The organism is Streptacidiphilus jeojiensis, assembly GCF_042510965.1.
Classification (GTDB): domain Bacteria; phylum Actinomycetota; class Actinomycetes; order Streptomycetales; family Streptomycetaceae; genus Streptacidiphilus; species Streptacidiphilus jeojiensis.
In genome coordinates, this window is record NZ_JBEUKS010000021.1 from 109,233 (window position 1) to 130,865 (window position 21,633).

Sequence of the window (21,633 nt, forward strand, 5' to 3'; positions counted from 1 at the left end):
CCTGACCACGGCGGCCCGGCCCACGACGGCCTGCCACACCCGCTCACCACGTCTTCTGGAGTAGAGATGTCCGCCCTGCTGCATGAACTGATAGCCCGACAGGTCGCCCTCACCCCCCGAGCCATCGCGGTCGAGGACCGGCAAGGGGCGATGACGTACGAGCAGTTGGATCGCCGTGCCAACCGCGTCGCGCGGCTGCTGCTGGCCCGTGGCGTCGGACCGGAGTCCCGGGTGGCGGTCTGCCTGCCGCGCGGGCAGCAGCTGGTCGCGGTGCTGCTGGGGGTGTGGCGGGCCGGTGCGGCCTATGTTCCGCTGGACCCCGGCCACCCGGCCGCCCGGCAGGCCTGGGTGCTCGCCGACAGCGGTGCGCGGACACTGCTGACCACCGCTGCTCTGGCCGAGGCGGCCGGTCCCGACCTGGCCGACCCGGAGCGGACCGTGCTGCTCGACGCCGCCGACGATGGTGTCGACGGTGGGGGCGACGCTGGTGTCGGCGGCATTGCTGACGGGCAGTCGGACGCACCGCTGGAGGCCCTGCGCATCGACCCCGACCAGGCCGCCTACCTGACCTACACCTCCGGCTCCACCGGCGAGCCCAAGGGCGTACTGGTGCAGCACGGCGGGATCGCCAACCGGGTCGCCTGGACCCTGGAGCACCAGGGCCTGGGCGCCGACGACCGGGTGCTGCAGAAGACCGTGCTCAGCTTTGACGCGGCGGCTCTGGAGGTCTTCGCGCCGCTGGCGGCCGGCGGCACCGTGGTGATGGCCCTGCCGGGCGCCGAGTCCGACCCGGCGCTGCTGGTACGGACGGTCGCGGCGGAGCGGATCACCGTGCTGCAGGGGGTGCCGTCGGTGCTGCGGCTGCTGGCGCTGGAGCCCGGCTGGGCCGAGTGCACCTCGCTCCGGCTGGTGTTCTCGGCCGGCGAGGCACTGGACGCCGAACTGTGCCGCCGTCTCGGCGAGCCCACCGGCGCCAAGGTCTGGAACACCTACGGACCCACCGAGTGCTCCATCGACGTCGCCGGGCAGGAGTTCGACCCGCAGCTGCACACCGAGACCGTCCCGATCGGCCGGCCGATCGACAACATGCGGGTGTACGCGCTGGACGAGGAGCTGGACCCGGTGCCGATCGGCGTCGTCGGCGAGCTGTACGCGGCCGGGGTCGGCCTGGCCCGCGGCTACGTGGGCCGCCCCGGCCAGACCGCGGAGCGCTTCGTCCCCGACCCGCACGGGGCCCCGGGCAGCCGGATGTACCGGACCGGCGACCTGGTCCGCTGGCGCGCCGACGGCGCCCTGGCCTTCCTCGGACGGGTGGACCACCAGGTCAAGGTGAACGGCGTCCGGATCGAGCCGGCCGAGGTGGAGGCCGCGCTGGCGGCCCACCCCGACGTCCGAGGCGCGGTGGTGAGCGCCCGCACCGTGGGCGGCGCCAAGCGGCTGGTCGCCCATGTCGCCTCGGCCCGCCGGATCCCCCGCGACGAGCTGCGCAGCTTCCTGCGGGGACGACTCCCCGAACCGATGATCCCCTCGGTCTTCGTCCCGCTCGACGCCCTCCCGCTGACCGGCAACGGAAAGGTGGACCGGGCCGCCCTGCCCGAACCCGAGCAGCCGGACAGCGGCGGCATTGCCGACGGCACCCCCTACATCGCCCCGCGCACCCCGGCCGAACGGCTGGTCGCGACGGTCTGGGAGCAGCTGCTCAAGGTCGAACGGGTCGGCGCCCAGGACGACTTCTTCGCACTCGGCGGCTCCTCGCTGGTGCTGACCCGGCTCGCCGACGCCCTGCGCACCGCCAGCGGCGACGACGTGCAGCTGCGCGGGCTGTTCTCCTCGTCCACGGTGGAGGCGCAGGCCCGGCTGCTGGAGCAGAGCCGTCCGCCGGTGGCCCCGGTGGTACCGGTGCCCAGGGCCGCCCCGCTGCCGCTCTCCTTCGGACAGCACCGGCTGTGGTTCCTGGACCGGATGCACCCGGGCAGTGAGGAATGGGTGGCGCCGCTGTTCATGCGGCTCGCCGACGGCACCGGGGCCGCAGAGGTGCAGACCGCGCTGGACGCCCTGGAACGGCGGCACGAGGCGCTGCGCACCCGGTACCTGCTGGAGGGCGACGAGCCCCGGCAGCGGGTCGCCGAGCCGGGCCCGGTCGAGCTGCGGGTGGAGGACGCCGGCGAGGGCGACCTGGAGCGGCTCTTCGGCGAGCAGTTCCGCCGCGGCTTCGACCTGGCCGACGGAGCGCTGTGGCGGGCCTTGCTGGTACGGGTGCCGGTCGGCGGCCCGGTGCTGCTGGTGACGATGCACCACATCGCCGGTGACGGTTGGTCAAGCGTGCTGCTGGAGGAAGAGATCCGGGAGCTGTGCGCGGCGGCTGGGGAGTCCCGTCCGGCCGAGCTCGCCCCGGTGCCGGTGCAGTACGCCGACTACGCGGTCTGGCAGTCCGCCCGGGCGGACGACCCCGAGATGCTGCGCGAACTCGACTACTGGCGCGGCGCCCTGCACGGACTGCCGGAACTCCAGCTGCACACCGACCGGCCCCGGCCGGCCCAGCGCGACAGCCGCGGGGCCGGCGTGCGCTTCTCGGTCCCCGCCGGTCTCGCCGACGCCCTCAGCGGGCTGGGCCGCAAGCACGGCGCGACCCCCTACGCCACGCTGCTGGCCGCCTGGGCCGCGCTGCTCGCCCGCCACAGCGGCCAGGACGACTTCGGCATCGGCAGCCCGGTGACCGGCCGGGTCCGCCCGGAGACCGCGAAGACCGTCGGATTCTTCCTCAACTCCCTGGTCATGCGCTGCGACCTGACCGGCGACCCCACGTTCGCCGAGCTGCTGCGCCGGACGAGGAACACCGTCATGGCCGGCTTCGCCCACCAGGAACTGCCCTTCGAGCGCCTGGTCGACGAGCTGCAGCCGGTCCGGGACCTGTCCCGCACCCCGATGTACCAGGTGGCCTTCGACCTCCAGGACGAGGGCGCGACCTCGGTCACCACGGACGGCGTGCTGATGGACGCCTTCCAGGGGGCCTGGCGGGTGGCCAAGACCGACCTGACCCTGTTCGTCTGGCGCCAGGCGGACGGCTCGCTGGTCGGCGGCATCGAGTACGCGACCTCCCTGTTCGACCAGGGCACGGTGGCCCGGATGGCCGACCAGTTCGTCCGCCTGCTGGCCGGCGTCGCGGCCGAACCCGAGACGGCGGTGTCGGCCATCGACATCACCTCGGCCCACGAGCGCAGGCTGCTGCGGGCCTGGAACGAGTCGGGTGTGGTGGTGCCGGGGGTGTCGGTGCCGGAGTTGGTCGGTCGTCGGATTGTGGAGTCGCCGTCGGTGGTGGCGGTGGCGTCTGCTGCTGGCACGGTGACGTTTGCTGAGTTGGATGTGCGGGCGTCGCGGTTGGCGCATCGGTTGGTAGCGGCTGGTGTCGGGCCGGGTTCGTCGGTGGCGGTGTTGCTGGATCGCTCGATCGATCTGGTGGTGGCGTTGTTGGGGGTGTGGCGGGCTGGTGCTGGGTTCGTGCCGATGGATCCGGTGCTGCCGGGGGCCCGAGTGGCCGGGATGGTCGCTGACGCTCATGTGTCGGTAGCGGTGACGTCGGAGCAGTTCGCGGATCGGTTCGACTGCACCACGGTGTTGGTCGAGGAGGACTTGTCCCGGTTCCCCGATACGGCTCCGGCTGTTGAGCTGGATTTGGATGCGGTGGCGTACACGGTGTTCACGTCGGGTTCTACGGGTCGGCCGAAGGGGGTGCAGGTCTCGCATCGCAGTCTGGCCAATCACATTGACTGGGCGGTGCGGGAGTTGGTGGGGCCCGGGTCTGGTGGTGCGCCGGTGTTCTCGTCGGTGGCGTTCGACTTGGTGGTGCCCAATGTGTGGGCACCGTTGGCGGCCGGTCAGCGGGCCTGGCTGTGGGACGGCGAGTTGACCGGCCTGGGCGCGGAGTTGGCGGCTACTGGTCCGTTCGCGTTCATGAAGCTGACACCGGGTCATCTGGAGGTGCTGTCCGGTCAGCTGTCCGACGCGGAGATCGCTGTGCTGGCTCCGCGGGTGGTGGTGGCGGGTGAGGCTCTGCCGGGTGCACTGGTGGAGCGGTGGCGTCAGATCCTGGGTTCGGGTGCCGTGCTCAACGAGTACGGTCCCACCGAGGCGACGGTGGGCACCTGTGTGTTCCCGCTGACGGAGCCGGTCGAGGGTGTGGTGCCGATCGGGCGTCCGCTGCCGAACATGACCATGCGGGTGCTGGATGCCGGTCTGCGTCCGGTGCCGGTGGGTGTGGCCGGCGAGCTGTATGTCGGCGGAACCGGGGTCGCCCAGGGCTATGCGTTCCGTCCGGCCGCCACGGCGGAGAAGTTCCTTCCGGACCTGTACGGCGCCCCCGGCGCGCGGATGTACCGCACGGGTGACCTGGCCCGTTGGCGCTCAGACGGGGTGGTGGAGTTCCTGGGCAGGATCGATGACCAGGTCAAGATCCGTGGCTACCGGGTCGAGCTCGGCGAGGTCCGCGCCGCCCTGGTCGCCCACCCCGCCGTGAGCGACGCGGCCGTGATCGTCACCCCGGACCAGCGTCTGATCGGCTACGTCGTCGGCGACACCACCGGCCTTACCGACACCCTGGCCGAGACCCTTCCGCCCTACATGGTGCCGTCCGTCCTGGTGTCGCTCGCTGCGATCCCTCTCACCGCCAACGGCAAGCTCGACCGCGCCGCTCTCCCCGACCCCGAGTCCGGCACGGATGCCGCGTTCATCGCCCCGCGCAACGCCACCGAGACCCGCATCGCCGGTGTGTGGCAGGCCCTGCTGGGCAAGGAGGCGAGCGTTCAGGACAACTTCTTCGAGCTCGGCGGCCACTCGATCCTGGCTGTCCGGCTCATCGCCCGGCTGCAGAACGAGTTCGACCTCGACCTGCCCATGCGGATCGCCTTCGAGCGTCCGACGATCGAGCAGATCGCCGCCGAGATCGAGGAGCGGGTCCGGGCCGAGGTCGACGCGATGCTCAGCGAGTCGGTCCAGTCGTGACTTCCACAGGAGCGGACATGCCCATGCGACACCTGATCTCCATCACCGACCTGTCCGACGACGACCTGCGGCTGCTGGTCGAGCGCGGGGCGCACTTCGCGTCCGGGGCGGTGGAGAAGCCGCTGGACGGTGCCATCGCCGGGATCTACTTCCGGCGTACCTCCACCAGGACCCGGACCGCCTTCACCAGCGGTGCCCTCCGCCTCGGCGCGCAGACGGTGACCTTCGGGCCCGACGACCTGCAGCTGAACACGGGGGAGACCACCGAGGACACCGGCCGGGTGCTGGCCGGGATGCTGGACCTGCTGGTGGCGCGGACCGCTGACGCCACGTCGGAGCTGCGCTCCTGGGCCGCCGACGGACGGATGTCGGTCATCAACGCCATGAGCGCGGAGGAGCACCCCACCCAGGGGCTCACCGACCTGACCACCCTGCACAGCCACTTCGGCAAGGTCGAAGGCCTGCGCGTGCTCTACGTGGGCGAGGGCAACAACAGCGCGGTCGCCCTGGCCCTCGCGCTGTCCAGGTTCCCCGGCACCGAACTCGAACTGCGCACGCCGGCCGGCTACGGGCTCGCCCCGGAGGTCCTCGCCACGGCCACGGAACAGGCGGACCGCCACGGTTCCCGGGTGGCCGAGCGGCACGACATGGCCGACCTTCCGGCCGGCCTCGACGCGATCTACACCACCCGCTGGCAGACCACCGGGACCAGCAAGCCGGACCCGGACTGGCGGCGCGGCTTCGCGCCGTTCCAGGTCACCGGGGAGCTGTGGGAGAGCAGCCCGAAGGCCGTCTTCCTGCACGACCTGCCCGCGCACCGCGGCGAGGAGGTCACCGCCGAGGTGCTGGACGGCCCGGCCAGCATCGCGTTCACCCAGGCCACCCACAAGCTGCACAGCGCCATGGCTGTCCTGGAATGGTGCTGGGCCGCGCACTGATGAGTACCGACCAGGGAGGACGAGCAGGAGGGGCAGCCGTCGCGGCGGCTCAGGCCCCGCTGCCGGCGCTGCGCAGCTACCGCGACTTCAGGCTGCTGTGGACGGGTTCGGCGATGGCGGCGATGGCGGACCGCTGCGCCGGCATGTCCTTCACGCTGCTGGTGCTGTGGCACACCGGGTCGGGGGGCCAGGCCGGGTTGGTGGGCTTCGCCGGACTGCTGCCGGCCCTGCTGGTGCAGCTGCCGGCCGGGGTGCTGGTGGACCGGTTGAACCGGCGCCGGCTGTCGATGGTCTGCATCGTCGTCAGAACAGTGGCGGTGGGGTCGGTGGTCGCCGCGCTGCTGGGCGACCACGTCTGGGTGTGGCACATCGCCGTGGTGGCCTTCGTGCAGAGCAGCATGACGGTCTTCTACCAGCTGTCCGAGGTCGCCATGGTCCGCGGCCTGGTCCCGTCCCGGCAGCTGAGCGCGGCGATGGCGACCAACGAGGCCCGCTCGCGGGGGGTGAACTTCGTCGGCTACCCGGTCAGCGGCGCGCTGTTCGGGATCTCCGCCTTCGTCCCGTTCGCCTCCAGCGTGGGGCTCTACTTCCTCTCGCTGCTGACCCTGGTCCGGATGCGCAGGCAGCCGGAGGCGCCGGCCCGGCCGTCCAAGGCCAGGCGCAGGATGCGGACCGAGATCGCGGTCGGGCTGAGCTGGGTCTGGAGCCGGGCCTACTTCCGCACCGCGCTGCTGATCATCGCCGGCAGCAACCTGGTGTTCCAGGGGCTGATCCTCACCGTCGCGGTGGTGATCAGGGAGGACGGCGGGGCGACCGGCACGGTCGGGCTGATCATGGCGGGCGGCGGGCTCGGTGGGCTGTGCGGCGCGCTGGCGGGAGGCTGGCTGAACACCAGGATGCCGATGCGGCACATCATGATCGTCGCCCATGTGGCCTGGGCCCTGGTGATGCCCGCGACCATCGTGCTGCGGCAGCCGGTGGAACTGGGGTCGCTGTTCTTCGTCACCTCCTGCATAGGCGCGGCCGTCACCGTCGCGGGCATGTGCTACCAGGTCCGGATCACGCCCGACAACATGCAGGGCCGGGTCGGCAGCGTGGTGATGCTGCTGGTGTCCGGCGCGAGCTCGCTCGGCGTGCTGGTGACCGGCTACCTGGTCGACGACATCGGCACCCGGCGGACGCTGGCGGTGGTGTCGGGGGTGATGGTGCTGCTCGCGGTGGTGTCGGCGGTCGTCTTCACCCGTAGCGGCGCGGCCCGTGAGGACCAGCCGGACGACGTCCCCGACGAGCCGGAGCCCGAGCACGCCCACGCGGGGGCGGCCGGCGTCGCGGACCTGCCCTGACAACCCACCACCCGCGCACGACCATCCCCGGAAACCCATGTGGCCCGGTCCCGCTTCCCCTCGGGACCGGGCCATCTGGCGTCCCCGGCGGGGCGTTCCGGGCCCCGGACAAAAGGGCCTCGGTAGAGAGCCGGTATAGCTCCCCGCCGGAAGCTGACTGCGCATTCACACCCTGGAGCGAAGAAGGAGTCCGCCATGGCTGAAGAGCGCGAAGACACCCGTGTCTACCGGGTCGTTCTGAACGACGAGGAGCAGTTCTCGATCTGGGACGCGGAGCGGGACCTGCCCGCCGGCTGGTACGCCGAGGGCACCGAGGGCAGCAAGCAGGACTGCCTGGACCGGATCGAGCAGGTCTGGACGGACATGCGCCCGGCCGGCCTGCGCCGCCGGATGGAGCAGGCCGGGGCCTAGTTCTTGACGACCCGTCAGGGTCACTGCGGTACGCGGTAGGCGGGGCAATCCAGTGGACACACGGAACAGCAGGTCGGGAGGGGCGCGCAGGATGAAGACGGACGAGGGTCTGACGGGTCGGCAGGTCGAGGCGAGGCGTGAGGAACTGGTGCGCGCCCGGCTCGCCGGCGGCCGTGGCGGTCGGCGTGCCGCGGTGGTGCCGGTGGACCGCGAGGGCGGTCGGCTGCTGCTCTCCCACGGTCAGCAGCAGATGTGGTTCCTGAGCCGGCTCGACCCGGAGAGCTGGGAGTACAGCGTCCCGGTGGTGCTCAGGATGCGCGGAGCACTGGACCCGGAGGAACTGCGCCGCAGCTTCACCGAACTGGTCGCCCGGCACGAGATCCTGCGCACCCGCTACCGGATGGACGGCGCCGAGCCGTTGCAGGTGATCGACCCTCCCGTCCCGTTCGACCTCCCGTTGGACGACCTCAGCGGCCTGCCCCCGGCGGAGGCCGAGGCGGCCGCCCTCGCCCTGGCCGAGGCCGAACCAGGACGCCCCTTCGACCTGGAGCACGGCGCACCGCTGCGGGCCAGGCTGGTGCGGATCGCCGCGGACCACCACCTGCTGGCCGTGGTGTTCCACCACGTGGCCTGTGACGAGTGGTCGGTCGGGCTGTTCCTCTCCGAGCTCTCCCAGGTCTACGCGGCCTTCCTGGACGGGCACCCGTCGCCGCTCGCCCCGCTGCCGGTGCAGTACGCCGACTTCGCGGCCTGGCAGCGCGAACGGCTGGCCGGGGACGCGCTGGCCAAGCAACTCGACCACTGGCGCGGCCGATTGGCCGGGATCACCCCGCTGGAGGTGCCCGCCGACCGGCGCCGTCCGGCGGTCCGGAGCTGGGCTGGGGACGCGGTGCCGCTGGAGCTCCCGGCGGCCTTGGCCGACCGGCTGCGCAGCCTCGGCTCGGCCCACGGCGCCACGCCCTTCCAGACCCTGCTGGCGGGATTCCAGGGGCTGCTCTCGCGCTACACCGGCCGCAGCGACATCGCCGTCGCCACCGTGGTGTCCGGACGCAGCCGCCCGGAACTGGACCAGCTCATCGGCTACGGCATCAACACCCTGGTGCTGCGCGGGCAGTGGGCCGGCGACCCGACCTTCCGCGAGCTGCTGGTCGGCGCCCGCGAGACGGTCCTGGACGCCTTCGACAACCAGGAGTACCCGTTCGCCGGGCTCGTCGACGAGCTGGTCGTGGACCGGGACATGTCCCGGACCCCGCTGTGCCAGGTGGCGTTCACCATGCACCAGGAGCGCACCGCCGGGCTGCGGCTGCCCGGGGTGGAGGCCGAGCCGCTGCGGGCGGTCTCCCGGGTGTCCCGCTTCGACCTGACCCTGCAGTTGGGCGAGGCCGCCGACGGATCGGTGCGCGGTGCGCTGGAGTTCAGCACCGCGCTCTACGACCGGTCCACGGTCGAGCGGCTGGCCGGGCACTTCGTCCGGCTGCTGGAGTCCGCCGCGGCCGATCCGGACCGTCGGCTGTCCCGGCTGGACCTGCTGGACGCGGCCGAGCTGGCCGTGGTCGTCCCCGAGGCGGCCCGCTTCCCCACGCCGCAGCGGTGCCTGCACGAGGTCTTCGAGGAGCAGGCCGCGGCGACGCCCGAGCGGACCGCCCTGGTGTTCGGGACCCAGCGGCTCAGCTACCGGGAGCTCAACCACCGGGCCAACCGGATTGCGCACCGGCTGCGGGCCCTCGGCGCCGGCCCCGGCGAGCTGGTCGGCATCAGCCTGGACCGCGGCCTGGACCTGGTCCCGGCCCTGCTCGGCGTGCTGAAGTCGGGCGCCGGCTACCTGCCGCTGGACCCGGAACACCCCGCCGAACGGCTCGGCTACATGCTCACCGACGCCGGCGCCCGCATCGTGGTCAGCGACACCGCCCACGCCGCGCACCTGGCCGAGCCGGTCGCGGCGGCCGCCGCCCGGCTGCTGCTGCTGGACGACGCTGAGGAGGCGGCCGTCCTGGCGGGGCAGCCGGAGAACGACCCCAGCTCGGGGGTCCGGCCCGGTGACCTGATCTACACCATCTACACCTCGGGCTCCACCGGCCGTCCCAAGGGCGTCGGACTGACCCACGCCAATGTGCTGCGGCTGTTCATCACGACCGAGCGGTACTTCGAGTTCAACGAGCAGGACGTCTCCGCGCTGTTCCACTCCTATGCCTTCGACATGTCGGTCTGGGAGCTGTGGGGCGCGCTGGCCTACGGCGGGAGACTGGTGGTCGTCCCGGCGGACGTGGCCCGCTCGCCCGAGGACTTCCTGCGACTGCTGGTCGAGCAGGGCGTCACCATGCTCAACCAGACCCCGTCCGCCTTCCGCAGCCTGGTCGCGCTGGCTGCGGAGGGCAGTCCGCTGGTGGATGAACTGGCGCTGCGGGTGGTGACCTTCGGCGGCGAGCGCCTGGACATCCCCGGACTGAAGCCCTGGGTCGCCCGGCGCGGCCTGGACCGCACCGAACTGGTCAACCTCTACGGCATCACCGAGACCACGGTGCACACCACCTACCGCCGGATCGGCGAGGAGGACCTGGCGGCGGACACCGGCAACGCCATCGGCGTGCCGCTGCCCGACCTGCAGGTGCGGCTGCTAGGTGAGCACGGCGAACCGGTGCCGGTGGGGGTGCCGGGGGAGATCCACGTCGGCGGCCCCGGCGTCGCCCGGATGTACCTCAACCGGCCTCGGCTCACCGCCGAGCGCTTCGTGCCGGACCCCTGGGGCGAGCCCGGGGCCCGGCTCTACCGCAGCGGGGACCTGGCCTCCCGCCGGCCCGACGGCAGCATGGACTACCTCGGCCGGATCGACCAGCAGGTGAAGATCCGCGGCCACCGGATCGAACTCGGCGAGATCAAAGCCGCGCTGACGGACCATCCGCTGGTGCGCGACGCCGCGGTGGTGGTCCGTGAGGACATCCCCGGCGACCGCCGGCTGGTGGCGTACATCGTGCCCGCAGGGGAGGCGGTGGCCGCGCCGAGCGAGCTGCGCGCGCTGCTGGGCCGCTCGCTGCCCGGCTACATGGTCCCCAGCGCCTTCCTGGTCCTGGCCCGGATCCCGCTGACGGTCAACGGCAAGCTGGACCGGGCCGCCCTGCCCGCCCCCGACCGCGGCGCCCTGGGCGTCGAGGGCACCCGGGTGGCACCGCGCACCGCGGCCGAGGAGGAGATGGTCCGGATCTGGCGTGAGGTGATCGGAGTCGACGAGGTCGGGGTGGAGGACAACTTCTTCGACCTCGGCGGCGACTCGCTGCGCGCCGTCGCCCTGGTCGGCGCCCTGCGCGAGGCGGACCAGGACGTCACCGTCCGCGACGTCTTCGAGTACCGCACCCCAGCCCGACTGGTCGAGTTCATCACCGGCCGCCCGGCCCCGGCCCGGGCCGAGCCCGGCGTGGAGCCGTTCGCACTGCTGTCGGAGCAGGACCGGGCGCTGCTGCCGGAGGGCGTCACCGACGCCTACCCGCTGGCCCAGGTGCAGCTCGGCATGGTCGTCGAGATGCTCGCCAACGACGGCCGGAACGTCTACCACAACTCCACCTGCTTCCGGATCCTGGACGACCGGCCGCTGGAGCCGGCGGCTCTGCAGACGGCCGTGGACACGGTGATCGCCCGTCACGAGATCCTGCGGACCTCGTTCGCGCTGGAGGGCTACTCCGTCCCGCTGCAGCTGGTCCACGCGGCCGAGTCGGTGCGGTCGGTGGCGGGCGCCCGGGACCTGGCCGGCCTCGGCGCCGAGGAGACCGAGCAGTCCCTGCGCGCCTTCATGGCCGAGGAGCGCTCCCGGCTGTTCGACCTGGACCGGCCCCCGCTGATCCGGTTCACCGGCCACGCCTGCGACGCCGGGAGCTGGTGGCTCACGCTGACCGAGTGCCACGCCGTCCTGGAGGGCTGGAGCCACCACTCGGTGCTGATGGAACTGGTCGCCGTCTACCGGGCCGTCCGGGACGGCCTGCCGGTCGAGCAGCCGGAACCGGCCCAGGTGCGCTACGCCGACTTCGTCGCCGCCGAGCTGGTCTCGCTGGAGTCGGAGCAGGACCGCGGCTACTGGCAGGGGAAGCTCGGCGACCACCCGGTGTTCGAGCTGCCGGCCGGCTGGGGCGACGACCCGGCGCAGACGCCGCCCGGACTGCACCGGGCCTGGGTGCCCTACCACGACCTGGAGCCGCGGCTGCGCGCGCTCGCCAGCCGGGCCGAGGTGCCGGTCAAGAGCGTGCTGCACGCGGCGCACCTGAAGGTGATGAGCCAGCTCACCCAGGAGGAGTCCTTCTGCACCGGCCTGGTCACCAACGCCCGGCCGGAGGCCGTGGGCGCCGAACGCGTCCACGGCGTCTACCTCAATCCGCTGCCCTTCGCCTTCACCCGGGGCGCGCGGACCTGGCGTGAGCTGGTGCGACAGGTCTTCGACCAGGAGATCGAGGTCTGGCCGCACCGCCGCTTCCCGCTCGGCGCGATGCAGCGCGAGTTCTCCCCGGCCCAGCGGCTGGTGAACGTCCGCTTCAGCTACCAGAACTTCCGTCAGGTCGACCAGGAGATCGTCGACTACGCCGCGACGATCGACGACAGCCCCACGGAGTTCCCGCTGGGCGTCTCCACCCGGGCCGGCTTCATGGTCATCACCGCCAACCGGCACGTCATCGGCCGTGCGGGGGTGGATCGGCTGGGGGCCATGTACCGGTCGGTGCTGGAGGCCATGGCGGAGGACGTGGAGGGGGATGCCACGGCGGTGTTCCTTCCGGGTGGTGAGCGGGAGCGGGTGCTGTCCGGCTGGAACGAGTCGGGTGTGGTGGTGCCGGAGACCTCCGTTATGGAGTTGGTTGGTCGGTGGGTGGTGGAGTCGCCGTCGGTGGTGGCGGTGGAGTGTGCGGGTGAGGCGGTGACGTTTGCTGAGTTGGATGTGGCGGCGTCGCGGTTGGCGCATCGGTTGGTGGCGGCTGGTGTTGGGCGGGGTTCGTGTGTGGCGGTGTTGCTGGATCGTTCGGTTGATCTGGTGGTGGCGTTGTTGGGGGTGTGGCGGGCTGGTGCTGGGTTTGTGCCGATGGATCCGGTGCTGCCGGGGGCTCGGGTGGCCGGGATGGTCGCCGATGCTCACGTGTCGGTGGCGGTGACATCGGAGCAGCACGCGGATCGGTTCGACTGCACCACGGTGTTGGTCGAGGAGGACTTGTCCCGGTTCCCCGATACGGCTCCGGTTGTTGAGCTGGATTTGGATGCGGTGGCGTACACGGTGTTCACGTCGGGTTCGACGGGTCGGCCGAAGGGGGTGCAGGTCTCGCATCGCAGTCTGGCCAATCACATTGACTGGGCGGTGCGGGAGTTGGTGGGTTCGGGGTCGGGTGGTGCGCCGGTGTTTTCGTCGGTGGCGTTTGACTTGGTGGTGCCTAATGTGTGGGCGCCGTTGGCGGCGGGTCAGCGGACCTGGTTGTGGGACGGTGAGTTGACGGGTCTGGGTGCGGAGTTGAGCGCTGCGGGTCCGTTCGCGTTCATGAAGTTGACGCCAGGTCATCTGGAGGTGTTGTCGGGTCAGCTGTCGGATGCGGAGATCGGGACTCTGGCTCCGCGGGTGGTGGTGGCGGGTGAGGCTCTGCCGGGTGCGCTGGTCGAGCGTTGGCGTCAGATCCTTGGTTCGGGTGCCGTGCTGAACGAGTACGGTCCGACTGAGGCGACGGTGGGTACGTGTGTGTTCCCGCTGACAGAACCGGTTGAGGGGGTGGTGCCGATCGGGCGTCCGCTGCCGAACATGACGATGCGCGTGCTGGATGCAGGGTTGCGTCCGGTGCCGGTGGGTGTGGCCGGTGAACTGTATGTCGGCGGCACTGGTGTGGCCCAGGGCTATGCGTTCCGCCCGGCCGCGACGGCGGAGAAGTTCCTACCGGACTTGTACGGTGCCCCGGGGGCCCGGATGTATCGCACCGGTGACCTGGCTCGGTGGCGCTCAGACGGTGTGGTGGAGTTCCTGGGCAGGATCGACGACCAGGTCAAGATCCGCGGCTACCGGGTCGAGCTCGGCGAGGTCCGCGCCGCCCTGGTGGCCCACCCCGCCGTCAGCGACGCGGCCGTGATCGTCACCTTGGACCAGCGTCTGATCGGCTACGTCGTCGGTACCGCAGATGGCCTGGCCGAGTGGCTGGGGGCGACTCTTCCGCACTACATGGTGCCCTCCGCTTTCGTGTCGCTCGCCGCGCTCCCGCTGACGGCCAACGGCAAGCTCGACCGAGCTGCCCTGCCGGACCCGGACAGTACCGGCGCGGACTCCTACGTCGCGCCGCGCAATGCCACCGAGGCGCAGATCGCCGCCGTCTGGGAGCGGGTGCTGGGGCTGGAGCGGGTCGGGGTCGAGGACAACTTCTTCGATCTGGGCGGTCACTCCATCAAGGCCATCGCTCTGGTCGGCGCCCTCCGCGCCGAGGGCTTCCAGGTGGGGGTCGGGGATGTCTTCCAGAACCGCACAGTTGCCGCCCTCGCTGCCACTCTCGGCACCGGGGATGTGGAGACCGTCTCCACCGTGGCGCCGTTCAGCCTGCTCACGGTCGAGGACCGGGCCGCCCTCCCGGAGGGACTAACCGATGCCCTCCCGTTGGCTCAGGTGCAGTTGGGCATGTTGGTGGAGATGCTGGCCGGCGATGGTCAGAACAAGTACCACAACACGTCCACCTTTCGGATCAAGGACGGCCGGCCCTTCGACGCGGACGCCCTGCGCCGGGCCGGACAGCATGTGGTGAAGCACCACGAGATGCTGCGGGCCTCGTTCGCGCTGGAGGGCTACTCGGTACCGCTGCAGCTCATCCACGCGACCGCCGACATTCCGGTTGCCGTGCACGATCTGCGCGGCCAGAACGCAGAGCAGCAGGCAGTGGCGCGACGGGCACACGTCGCGGCTGAGCGATCCGAGCTCTTCGACCTGTCGGAGGCCCCACTGCTACGGATATCGGCCCTGATCGAGGACGACGAGGCGTGGTGGCTCTCGGTGAGCGTGTGCCATCCCATCACCGAGGGTTGGAGCCACCGTTCGCTGCTCAGCGAGATCGTCGAGGGGTATCTCCGCATCCGTGGCGGCGGCCCGCTTCCGACGGTCGAGATCCCTGCTGTTCGCTACGCGGACTTTGTGGCAGCGGAGTTGGCCTCGCTCGACTCGGCCGAGGACCGTGCGTACTGGAGTGAACTCCTCGCCGGTCACGCGAGGTTCGAGCTGCCGGCCGGCTGGGGTGACGAGGGCTCAGAACGGCGAGCCGTCACTGTACGGGTGCCGTTGACCGACCTCACGGCCTCCCTCCAGGAGGTGGCGAGCCGGACCGGGACCTCGCTCAAGGCTGTGCTGCACGCGGCGCACCTGAAGGTGATGAGCCAGCTCACGCGGGAGGACTCCTTCTGCACCGGTCTGGTCTGCAGCGGTCGGCCGGAGATCGTCGGCGCCGAGCGGGTGTACGGGATGTACCTCAACACCGTGCCCTTCCCGTACGACCGCGGTGCACGGACCTGGCGCGAGCTGATCCGGCAGGTCTTCGACCAGGAGGGGACGTTGTGGCCACACCGGCGATTCCCCATGCCGGTGATGCAGCGCGAGTTCGGTGACGGCACCCGGCTGCTGGACGTGCGCTTCAGCTACCTCGACCTGCAGGACGCCCAGGCGGAGTCCGAGATCGTCGAGGCCGACTCCGGGCTGGGCGAAGGCGCCACCGAGTTCGGCCTCGCCGTCGCAGCCCGTGGCAGCGGCCTGCTCCTCACGGCGGACCCCCAGGTGCTCTGCCGTGCGGGGGTGGATCGGCTGGGGGCGATGTACCGGTCGGTGCTGGAAGCCATGGCCGGGGACGTGGAGGGGGATGCCACGGCGGTGTTCCTTCCGGGTGGTGAGCGGGAGCGGGTGCTGTCCGACTGGAACGAGTCGGGCTTGCTGGTCCCGGAGACCTCCGTCATGGAGCTGATTGACCGTCGGATTGTGGAGTCGCCGTCGGTGGTGGCGGTGGCGTCTGCTGCCGGCACGGTGACGTTTGCTGAGTTGGATGTGCGGGCGTCGCGGTTGGCGCATCGGTTGGTTGCGGCCGGTGTTGGGCCGGGTTCGTCGGTGGCGGTGTTGCTGGATCGTTCGGTTGATCTGGTGGTGGCGTTGTTGGGGGTGTGGCGGGCTGGTGCTGGGTTTGTGCCGATGGATCCGGTGCTGCCGGGGGCGCGGGTGGCCGGGATGGTCGCCGATGCCCGTGTGTCGGTGGCGGTGACGTCGGCGCAGTACGCGGACCGGTTCGCGTGCACGGCGGTGTTGGTCGAGGAGGACTTGTCGCGGTTCCCGGTGACGGCGCCTGTGGTGCTGGTTGATCTGGATGCGGTGGCGTACACGGTGTTCACGTCGGGTTCTACGGGTCGGCCGAAGGGGGTGCAGGTCTCGCATCGCAGTCTGGCCAATCACATTGACTGGGCGGTACGCGAGTTGGTGGGGGCCGGGTCCGGTGGTGCGCCGGTGTTCTCGTCGGTGGCGTTCGACTTGGTGGTGCCCAATGTGTGGGCGCCGTTGGCGGCCGGTCAGCGGGCCTGGCTGTGGGACGGCGAGTTGACCGGTCTGGGTGCGGAGTTGGCGGCTGCTGGCCCGTTCGCGTTCATGAAGCTGACGCCGGGTCATCTGGAGGTGTTGTCGGGTCAGTTGTCGGATGCGGAGATCGGGGCTCTGGCTCCGCGGGTGGTGGTGGCCGGTGAGGCTCTGCCGGGTGCGCTGGTGGAGCGGTGGCGTCAGACCCTGGGTTCCGGTGCCGTGCTCAATGAGTACGGTCCCACCGAGGCGACGGTGGGCACCTGCGTGTTCCCGCTCACGGAGCCGGTCGAGGGTGTGGTGCCGATCGGGCGTCCGTTGCCGAACATGACGATGCGGGTGCTGGATGCCGGCCTGCGTCCGGTGCCGGTGGGTGTGGCCGGCGAGCTGTATGTCGGCGGCACTGGTGTGGCCCAGGGCTATGCGTTCCGCCCGGCTGCCACGGCGGAGAAGTTCCTGCCGGACCTGTACGGCGCCCCGGGGGCCCGGATGTATCGCACGGGTGACCTGGCTCGGTGGTGTGCGGACGGTGTGGTGGAGTTCCTGGGCAGGATCGACGATCAGGTCAAGATCCGTGGCTACCGGGTCGAGTTGGGCGAGGTCCGCGCCGCCCTGGTCGCCCACCCGGCCGTGAGCGACGCGGCCGTGATCGTCACCTCGGACCAGCGCCTGATCGGCTACGTCGTCGGCGACACCACCGGCCTCACCGACACCCTGGCCGAGACCCTTCCCCCCTACATGGTCCCCTCCCTCCTCATCCCCCTGACCGCGATCCCTCTCACCGCCAACGGCAAGCTCAACCGCGCCGCTCTCCCCGACCCGGCGGCCGAGGCCACCGACAGCTACGTCGCGCCGCGCAATGCCACCGAGGCGCAGATCGCCGCCGTCTGGGGACGGGTGCTGGGGCTGGAGCGGGTCGGGGTCGAGGACAACTTCTTCGACCTGGGCGGTCACTCCATCAAGGCCATCGCCCTGGTCGGCGCCCTGCGCGCCGAGGGCTTCCAGGCCGGGGTCGCCGATGTCTTCCAGAACCGCACCGTCGCCGCCCTCGCCACGGCCCTCGTCACCGGCGGGAACGACACGGCCGGTCCCGTCGAGCCGTTCAGCCTGGTCACCGACGCGGTCCGGGCCGGCCTCCCCGCCGGTCTGGTCGACGCCTATCCGATCTCGCAGGTTCAGCTGGGCATGCTGGTGGAGATGCTGGCCGGCGACGGGCTGAACAAGTACCACAACACGTCCACCTTCCGGATCAAGGACGGCCGGCCCTTCGACGCCGACGCCCTGCGCCGCGCCGCACAGCTGGTGGTGGCGAGGCACGAACTCCTCCGGACCAGCTTCGCGCTCGACGAGTTCGAGGTGCCGCTCCAGCTGGTCCACCCGTCGGCTGACATCCCCGTCGCTGTGCAGGACCTGCGCGGCCTGGACGCCGAGCAGCAGGAGGCGGCGCGCAAGGCACACATCGTCAGGGAGCGGGACCGGCTGTTCGACCTGACCCGGGCTCCGCTGCTGCGGGTGTCCGCGCTGGTGGAGTCGGACGAGGCGTGGCATCTGGGATTCACCCACTGCCATGCCATCACCGAGGGCTGGAGCCAGCAGTCGCTGCTGATGGAGGTGCTCGACGCCTACCGCGCCTACGCCTCCGGCAGCGCCCCTGCGCGGCAGGAGCCGGTCGCCGTCCGCTACGCCGACTTCATCGCCGCCGAGTTGGCCTCGCTGGAGTCGACGGAGGACCGGGACTACTGGCAGCGGATCGTCGACGACCACGCCATGTGCGTGCTGCCGCCGGACTGGGGGGACGGCCCGGGCGCGCCCCGGGAGGACTTCAAGCTCTCGGTGCAGTTCCAGGACATCGAGCCGGCGCTGCGCTCGCTGGCCAGTGCCACCGGGACCTCGTTCAAGGCGGTGCTGCTGGCCGCGCACCTGAAGGTGCTCGGCACGGTCACCAATGAGCCGGCCTTCCACACCGGGGTGCTGTACAGCGCCCGGCCGGAGCTGCCCGGCGCGGAGCGGGTCTACGGGATGTACCTCAACACCCTCCCCTTCGCCCATGACCGCTCCGCCCGCACCTGGAGCGACCTGGTCCGGCAGGTGTTCGCCCGCGAGGCGGAGGTGTACCGGCACCGCCGCTACCCGCTGCCCGCGGTGCAGAGGCTGGCCCGGGGGCGCCGGCTCTTCGACGTGATGTACCGCTACCAGGACTTCCACCAGGTGGACGCCGGGACGGTGGACGTCCGCTCCGGGGACGGCGACAGCTCCAACGAGTTCACGATGTCCATCGCCAACGTCCCCGGGCGGCTGGTGCTGCGCGCGGTGAGCACCGGTCTGAACCGGGCCAACGCGGAGCGGCTCGCCGGGATGTACCGGGCGGTGCTGGAGGCCATGGCCGCCGATCCGCAGGGGGACGTGGACGCGCCGATGCTCTCCGCGACCGAACTGACCCAGGTCCTCGAGGACTGGAACGACACCGAGGTGGAGTGGGGATGACCAGGTATGTGCACGAGGTGATCGAGGCGGCGGCCGCGGCCACCCCCGACGCCGTCGCCGTCCAGGTCGGCGCCGAGACGATCAGCTACCGCGAGCTGGACACCAGGGCCAACCGCATCGCGCACCAGCTGCGCGCCGCGGGGGCCGGGCCGGAGTCGGTGGTCGGGGTGCTGCTCAGCCGTGGGCCCGAGACGCTGCCCTGCCTGCTCGGGATCTGGAAGGCCGGCGGTTCGCACCTGCCGCTCGACACCGGGCTGCCCGCCGAGCGGTTGACCTACATGCTGGACGCGGCCGGGGCCCGGCTGGTGGTGACCGAGGGCTCGCTGGCCGACCGCCTCGGCGGCGGCTACGACGGGGATCTGGTCCACCTGGACCGGGACGGCGACGCGATCGCCGCCCGCCCGGACACCGCGCCCGAACCGGCCCCCGGTCCGGACTCCGACCCCAAGGACCCGGCGCGGCGGCAGCGGCTCGCCTACACGCTCTTCACCTCCGGGTCGACCGGCCGGCCCAAGGGGGTGCAGATCGGTCAGTACGCGCTGCTGAACCTGCTGTTCTCGATGCGTGAGCGCTACCGCTCCGGTCCGGGGCACGCCTGGCTGGCGAGCACCTCGCTGTCGTTCGACATCTCCATGGCCGAGCTGTATCTGCCGCTGGTCACCGGCGGCCGGGTGGTGCTGGCCGACGACGCCGAGGCGGCCGACCCGGAGGCTCAACTGCGACTGCTCGACCGGGCCGGGGTGACCCATGTCCAGGCCACCCCGGCCGGGTGGAAGCTGCTGCTGGCGGCCGGGTTCGACCGCCGCCCGCTGGTCGCGGTGACCACGGGGGAGGCCTGCCCGCCCGGGCTGGCACGCGATCTGCGCGGCCGGGTGGACCGGTTGTACAACCAGTACGGCCCCACCGAGGCGACGGTCTGGACCACGGTCTGGGAGGTGCCGCCGGAGCCGGAGACGGTGCTGATCGGGCGTCCGATCCACAACCACCGCGCCTATGTGCTGGACGCCGCGCAGCAGCCGGTGCCGGTGGGCGTGGTCGGCGAGCTCTACCTCGGCGGTGCGGGGCTGGCCCGGGGCTATGTGGGACGGCCGGGTCTGACCGCGGAGCGGTTCGTCCCGGAGCCGTTCGGCGGTGCGCCGGGCTCGCGGATGTACTGCACCGGCGACCTGGCCCGGTTCCGGCCCGACGGCGAGCTGGAGTGCCTGGGCCGGATCGACCGGCAGGTGAAGATCCGCGGCTACCGGATCGAACTGCCGGAGATCGAGGAGCGGTTGCTCGGGCACGAGGCGGTCCGGGACGCCGTGGTGGTGGACCTGGAGGACGCCGGCGGTGAGCGCTGGCTGGCCGCCTACCTGGTCCCGGCCGCCAAGCCGGACGGCGCCGACGGCGAGGACCTGCTCGTCCAGGAGCTGCGCGGCCACCTGTCCGCGTCGCTGCCCGGCTACATGGTCCCCGCGGCCTTCGTCCTGCTGGACGCGCTGCCGCTGAACCCGGCGGGCAAGGTCGACCGCAGGGCGCTGCCGGCGCCGGGACGGGCGGCGCTGGTGGCGGACCGGGAGTACGTCGCGCCGCGGAACCGGACCGAGGAGATCCTGGTGCGCACCTGCGCGGAGGTGCTCGGGGTGGCCGGGGTCGGTGTGCGGGACCGGTTGCTGGACCTGGGCGCCGACTCCATGCGCATCGTCCATGTGATGGGCGCGGCACGGCGGGCCGGCCTGGCGCTGACCCTGCGGATGCTGCTGGACAGCGAGACCGTCGAGGACCTGGCCCTGGCGATCGACGGGGCACCGACCGGGACGAGCGAGGGTCCCGGATCCGATTCCGACCGAGGAGTTCAGCAGCCGATGACCACGAACACCGCCGTACCGCGAGGGTTGGCGCTGACCGAGCCGCGACTGCCCGAGGTACTGGCGGAGCACCGGGTGCCGGGCGCCGCCGTGGCGGTGCTGCAGGACGGCGGGCTGGTGGGGGTGCAGGCGTACGGGCTGCGCAACGCCGAGACCGGTGCGCCGGTCACCCTGCGGACCCGGTTCCAGGCCGGATCGATCAGCAAGCACGTCACCGCGTTCGCGGTGCTGCGACTGGTCGCCGCGGACGTACTGGACCTGGACGCCGACATCGACGGCTACCTGCGCACCCGCCGTGCGCCCAGGAGCCCGGCCGGACTGCCGCTGACGCTGCGGCACCTGCTCGGCAACACCGCCGGACTGTCCTCCACCGCCGGCACCTGGTGGCGGCGCGACGAGACCATGCCGGGGCTTTCGGCGGTGCTGGACGGGGTCACCGCCGAGTACGAGCCGGGGGCGCTGTTCCGCAAGGCCGGTAGCCACTGGGCGTTGACCGAGCAACTACTGCTGGATGTGACGGGCCGCCAGTTCGAGGAACTGACACAGGAGTTGGTCTTCGGTCCGCTGGGGATGCGGGACAGCACCTTCCTGGCCCCGGAGCAGGGCGACAGTCCGGAGCAGGACGTCGCGGCCGGGCACGACCAGCACGGCCGGGCGGTGCTCGGCGGCCATCTGCTGCGCCCGGTCCACGCCGGCAGCGGGCTGTGGTCCACGCCTGCCGATCTGGCCCAACTGGCCGTGGAGATCCGCCGGGCGCGCCGCGGCTTCTCGGACCTGCTGCCGGCCGAGCTGGCGGCGGAACTGCTCACCGAGGGCTTCCCCGGCAGCTTCTACGGACTGGGCACGGTGGTCGACCGCACCGTGACCGATGTGGAGTTCGGGCACGGTGGCCAGACTCCGGGTTTTCGAGCCCTGATTTCGATCCAACTTTCAACCGGTAACGGTTGTGTGGTGATGACCAACGGCGACAATGGCAGGAACGTCCACCATGTGGTCGCCACCCTGCTCGGTCGTGACAGCTCTGACCAGGCACGTTAAAGACGTGCAATTCTGCCGACCCGACGCCGTTATCAAACAGA

General features: G+C 71.6%; 6 protein-coding genes. All 6 read left to right on the top strand.

All coding sequences use genetic code 11. The annotated features are described in order from the left end of the window. The first annotated feature begins 66 nt into the window (after nt 1-66). The 6 genes from ABUW04_RS38135 (at nt 67) to ABUW04_RS38160 (ending at nt 21,592) form a co-directional block, all read left to right on the top strand. Nucleotides 67-4,998, top strand: coding sequence for an amino acid adenylation domain-containing protein (locus ABUW04_RS38135; RefSeq protein WP_380568884.1), 4,932 nt, complete (start codon nt 67-69; stop codon nt 4,996-4,998). Nucleotides 4,999-5,021: 23 nt separating this feature from the next. Then, nucleotides 5,022-5,936 (top strand): ornithine carbamoyltransferase, encoded by a 915-nt coding sequence (locus tag ABUW04_RS38140; RefSeq protein WP_380568913.1) that lies wholly within the window; start codon nt 5,022-5,024, stop codon nt 5,934-5,936. Beyond that, nucleotides 5,936-7,279: an MFS transporter gene (locus tag ABUW04_RS38145; protein WP_380568885.1), complete on the top strand. Its 1,344-nt coding sequence runs from the start codon at nt 5,936-5,938 to the stop codon at nt 7,277-7,279. The genes ABUW04_RS38140 and ABUW04_RS38145 overlap by 1 nt, the downstream gene beginning before the upstream one ends. A gap of 195 nt (nt 7,280-7,474) precedes the next feature. Then, nucleotides 7,475-7,690, top strand: coding sequence for an MbtH family protein (locus tag ABUW04_RS38150; RefSeq protein WP_380568886.1), 216 nt, complete (start codon nt 7,475-7,477; stop codon nt 7,688-7,690). A 91-nt stretch (nt 7,691-7,781) separates the two neighbouring features. Then, the gene (locus ABUW04_RS38155; RefSeq protein WP_380568887.1) at nt 7,782-18,707 is read left to right on the top strand and encodes an amino acid adenylation domain-containing protein; all 10,926 of its coding nucleotides are present in this window, start codon (nt 7,782-7,784) and stop codon (nt 18,705-18,707) included. Further along, the gene (locus tag ABUW04_RS38160) at nt 18,704-21,592 is read left to right on the top strand and encodes a non-ribosomal peptide synthetase (RefSeq protein ID WP_380568888.1); all 2,889 of its coding nucleotides are present in this window, start codon (nt 18,704-18,706) and stop codon (nt 21,590-21,592) included. Before ABUW04_RS38155 ends, ABUW04_RS38160 begins: the two co-directional genes overlap by 4 nt. The last annotated feature ends 41 nt before the right edge of the window (nt 21,593-21,633 follow it).

Coding starts and splice junctions, on each gene's coding strand:
- ABUW04_RS38140 (WP_380568913.1), top strand. CDS start 5,022: ATGCGACACCTGATCTCCATCACCGACCTGTCCGACGACGACCTGCGG.
- ABUW04_RS38150 (WP_380568886.1), top strand. CDS start 7,475: ATGGCTGAAGAGCGCGAAGACACCCGTGTCTACCGGGTCGTTCTGAAC.
- ABUW04_RS38155 (WP_380568887.1), top strand. CDS start 7,782: ATGAAGACGGACGAGGGTCTGACGGGTCGGCAGGTCGAGGCGAGGCGT.
- ABUW04_RS38160 (WP_380568888.1), top strand. CDS start 18,704: ATGACCAGGTATGTGCACGAGGTGATCGAGGCGGCGGCCGCGGCCACC.
- ABUW04_RS38135 (WP_380568884.1), top strand. CDS start 67: ATGTCCGCCCTGCTGCATGAACTGATAGCCCGACAGGTCGCCCTCACC.
- ABUW04_RS38145 (WP_380568885.1), top strand. CDS start 5,936: ATGAGTACCGACCAGGGAGGACGAGCAGGAGGGGCAGCCGTCGCGGCG.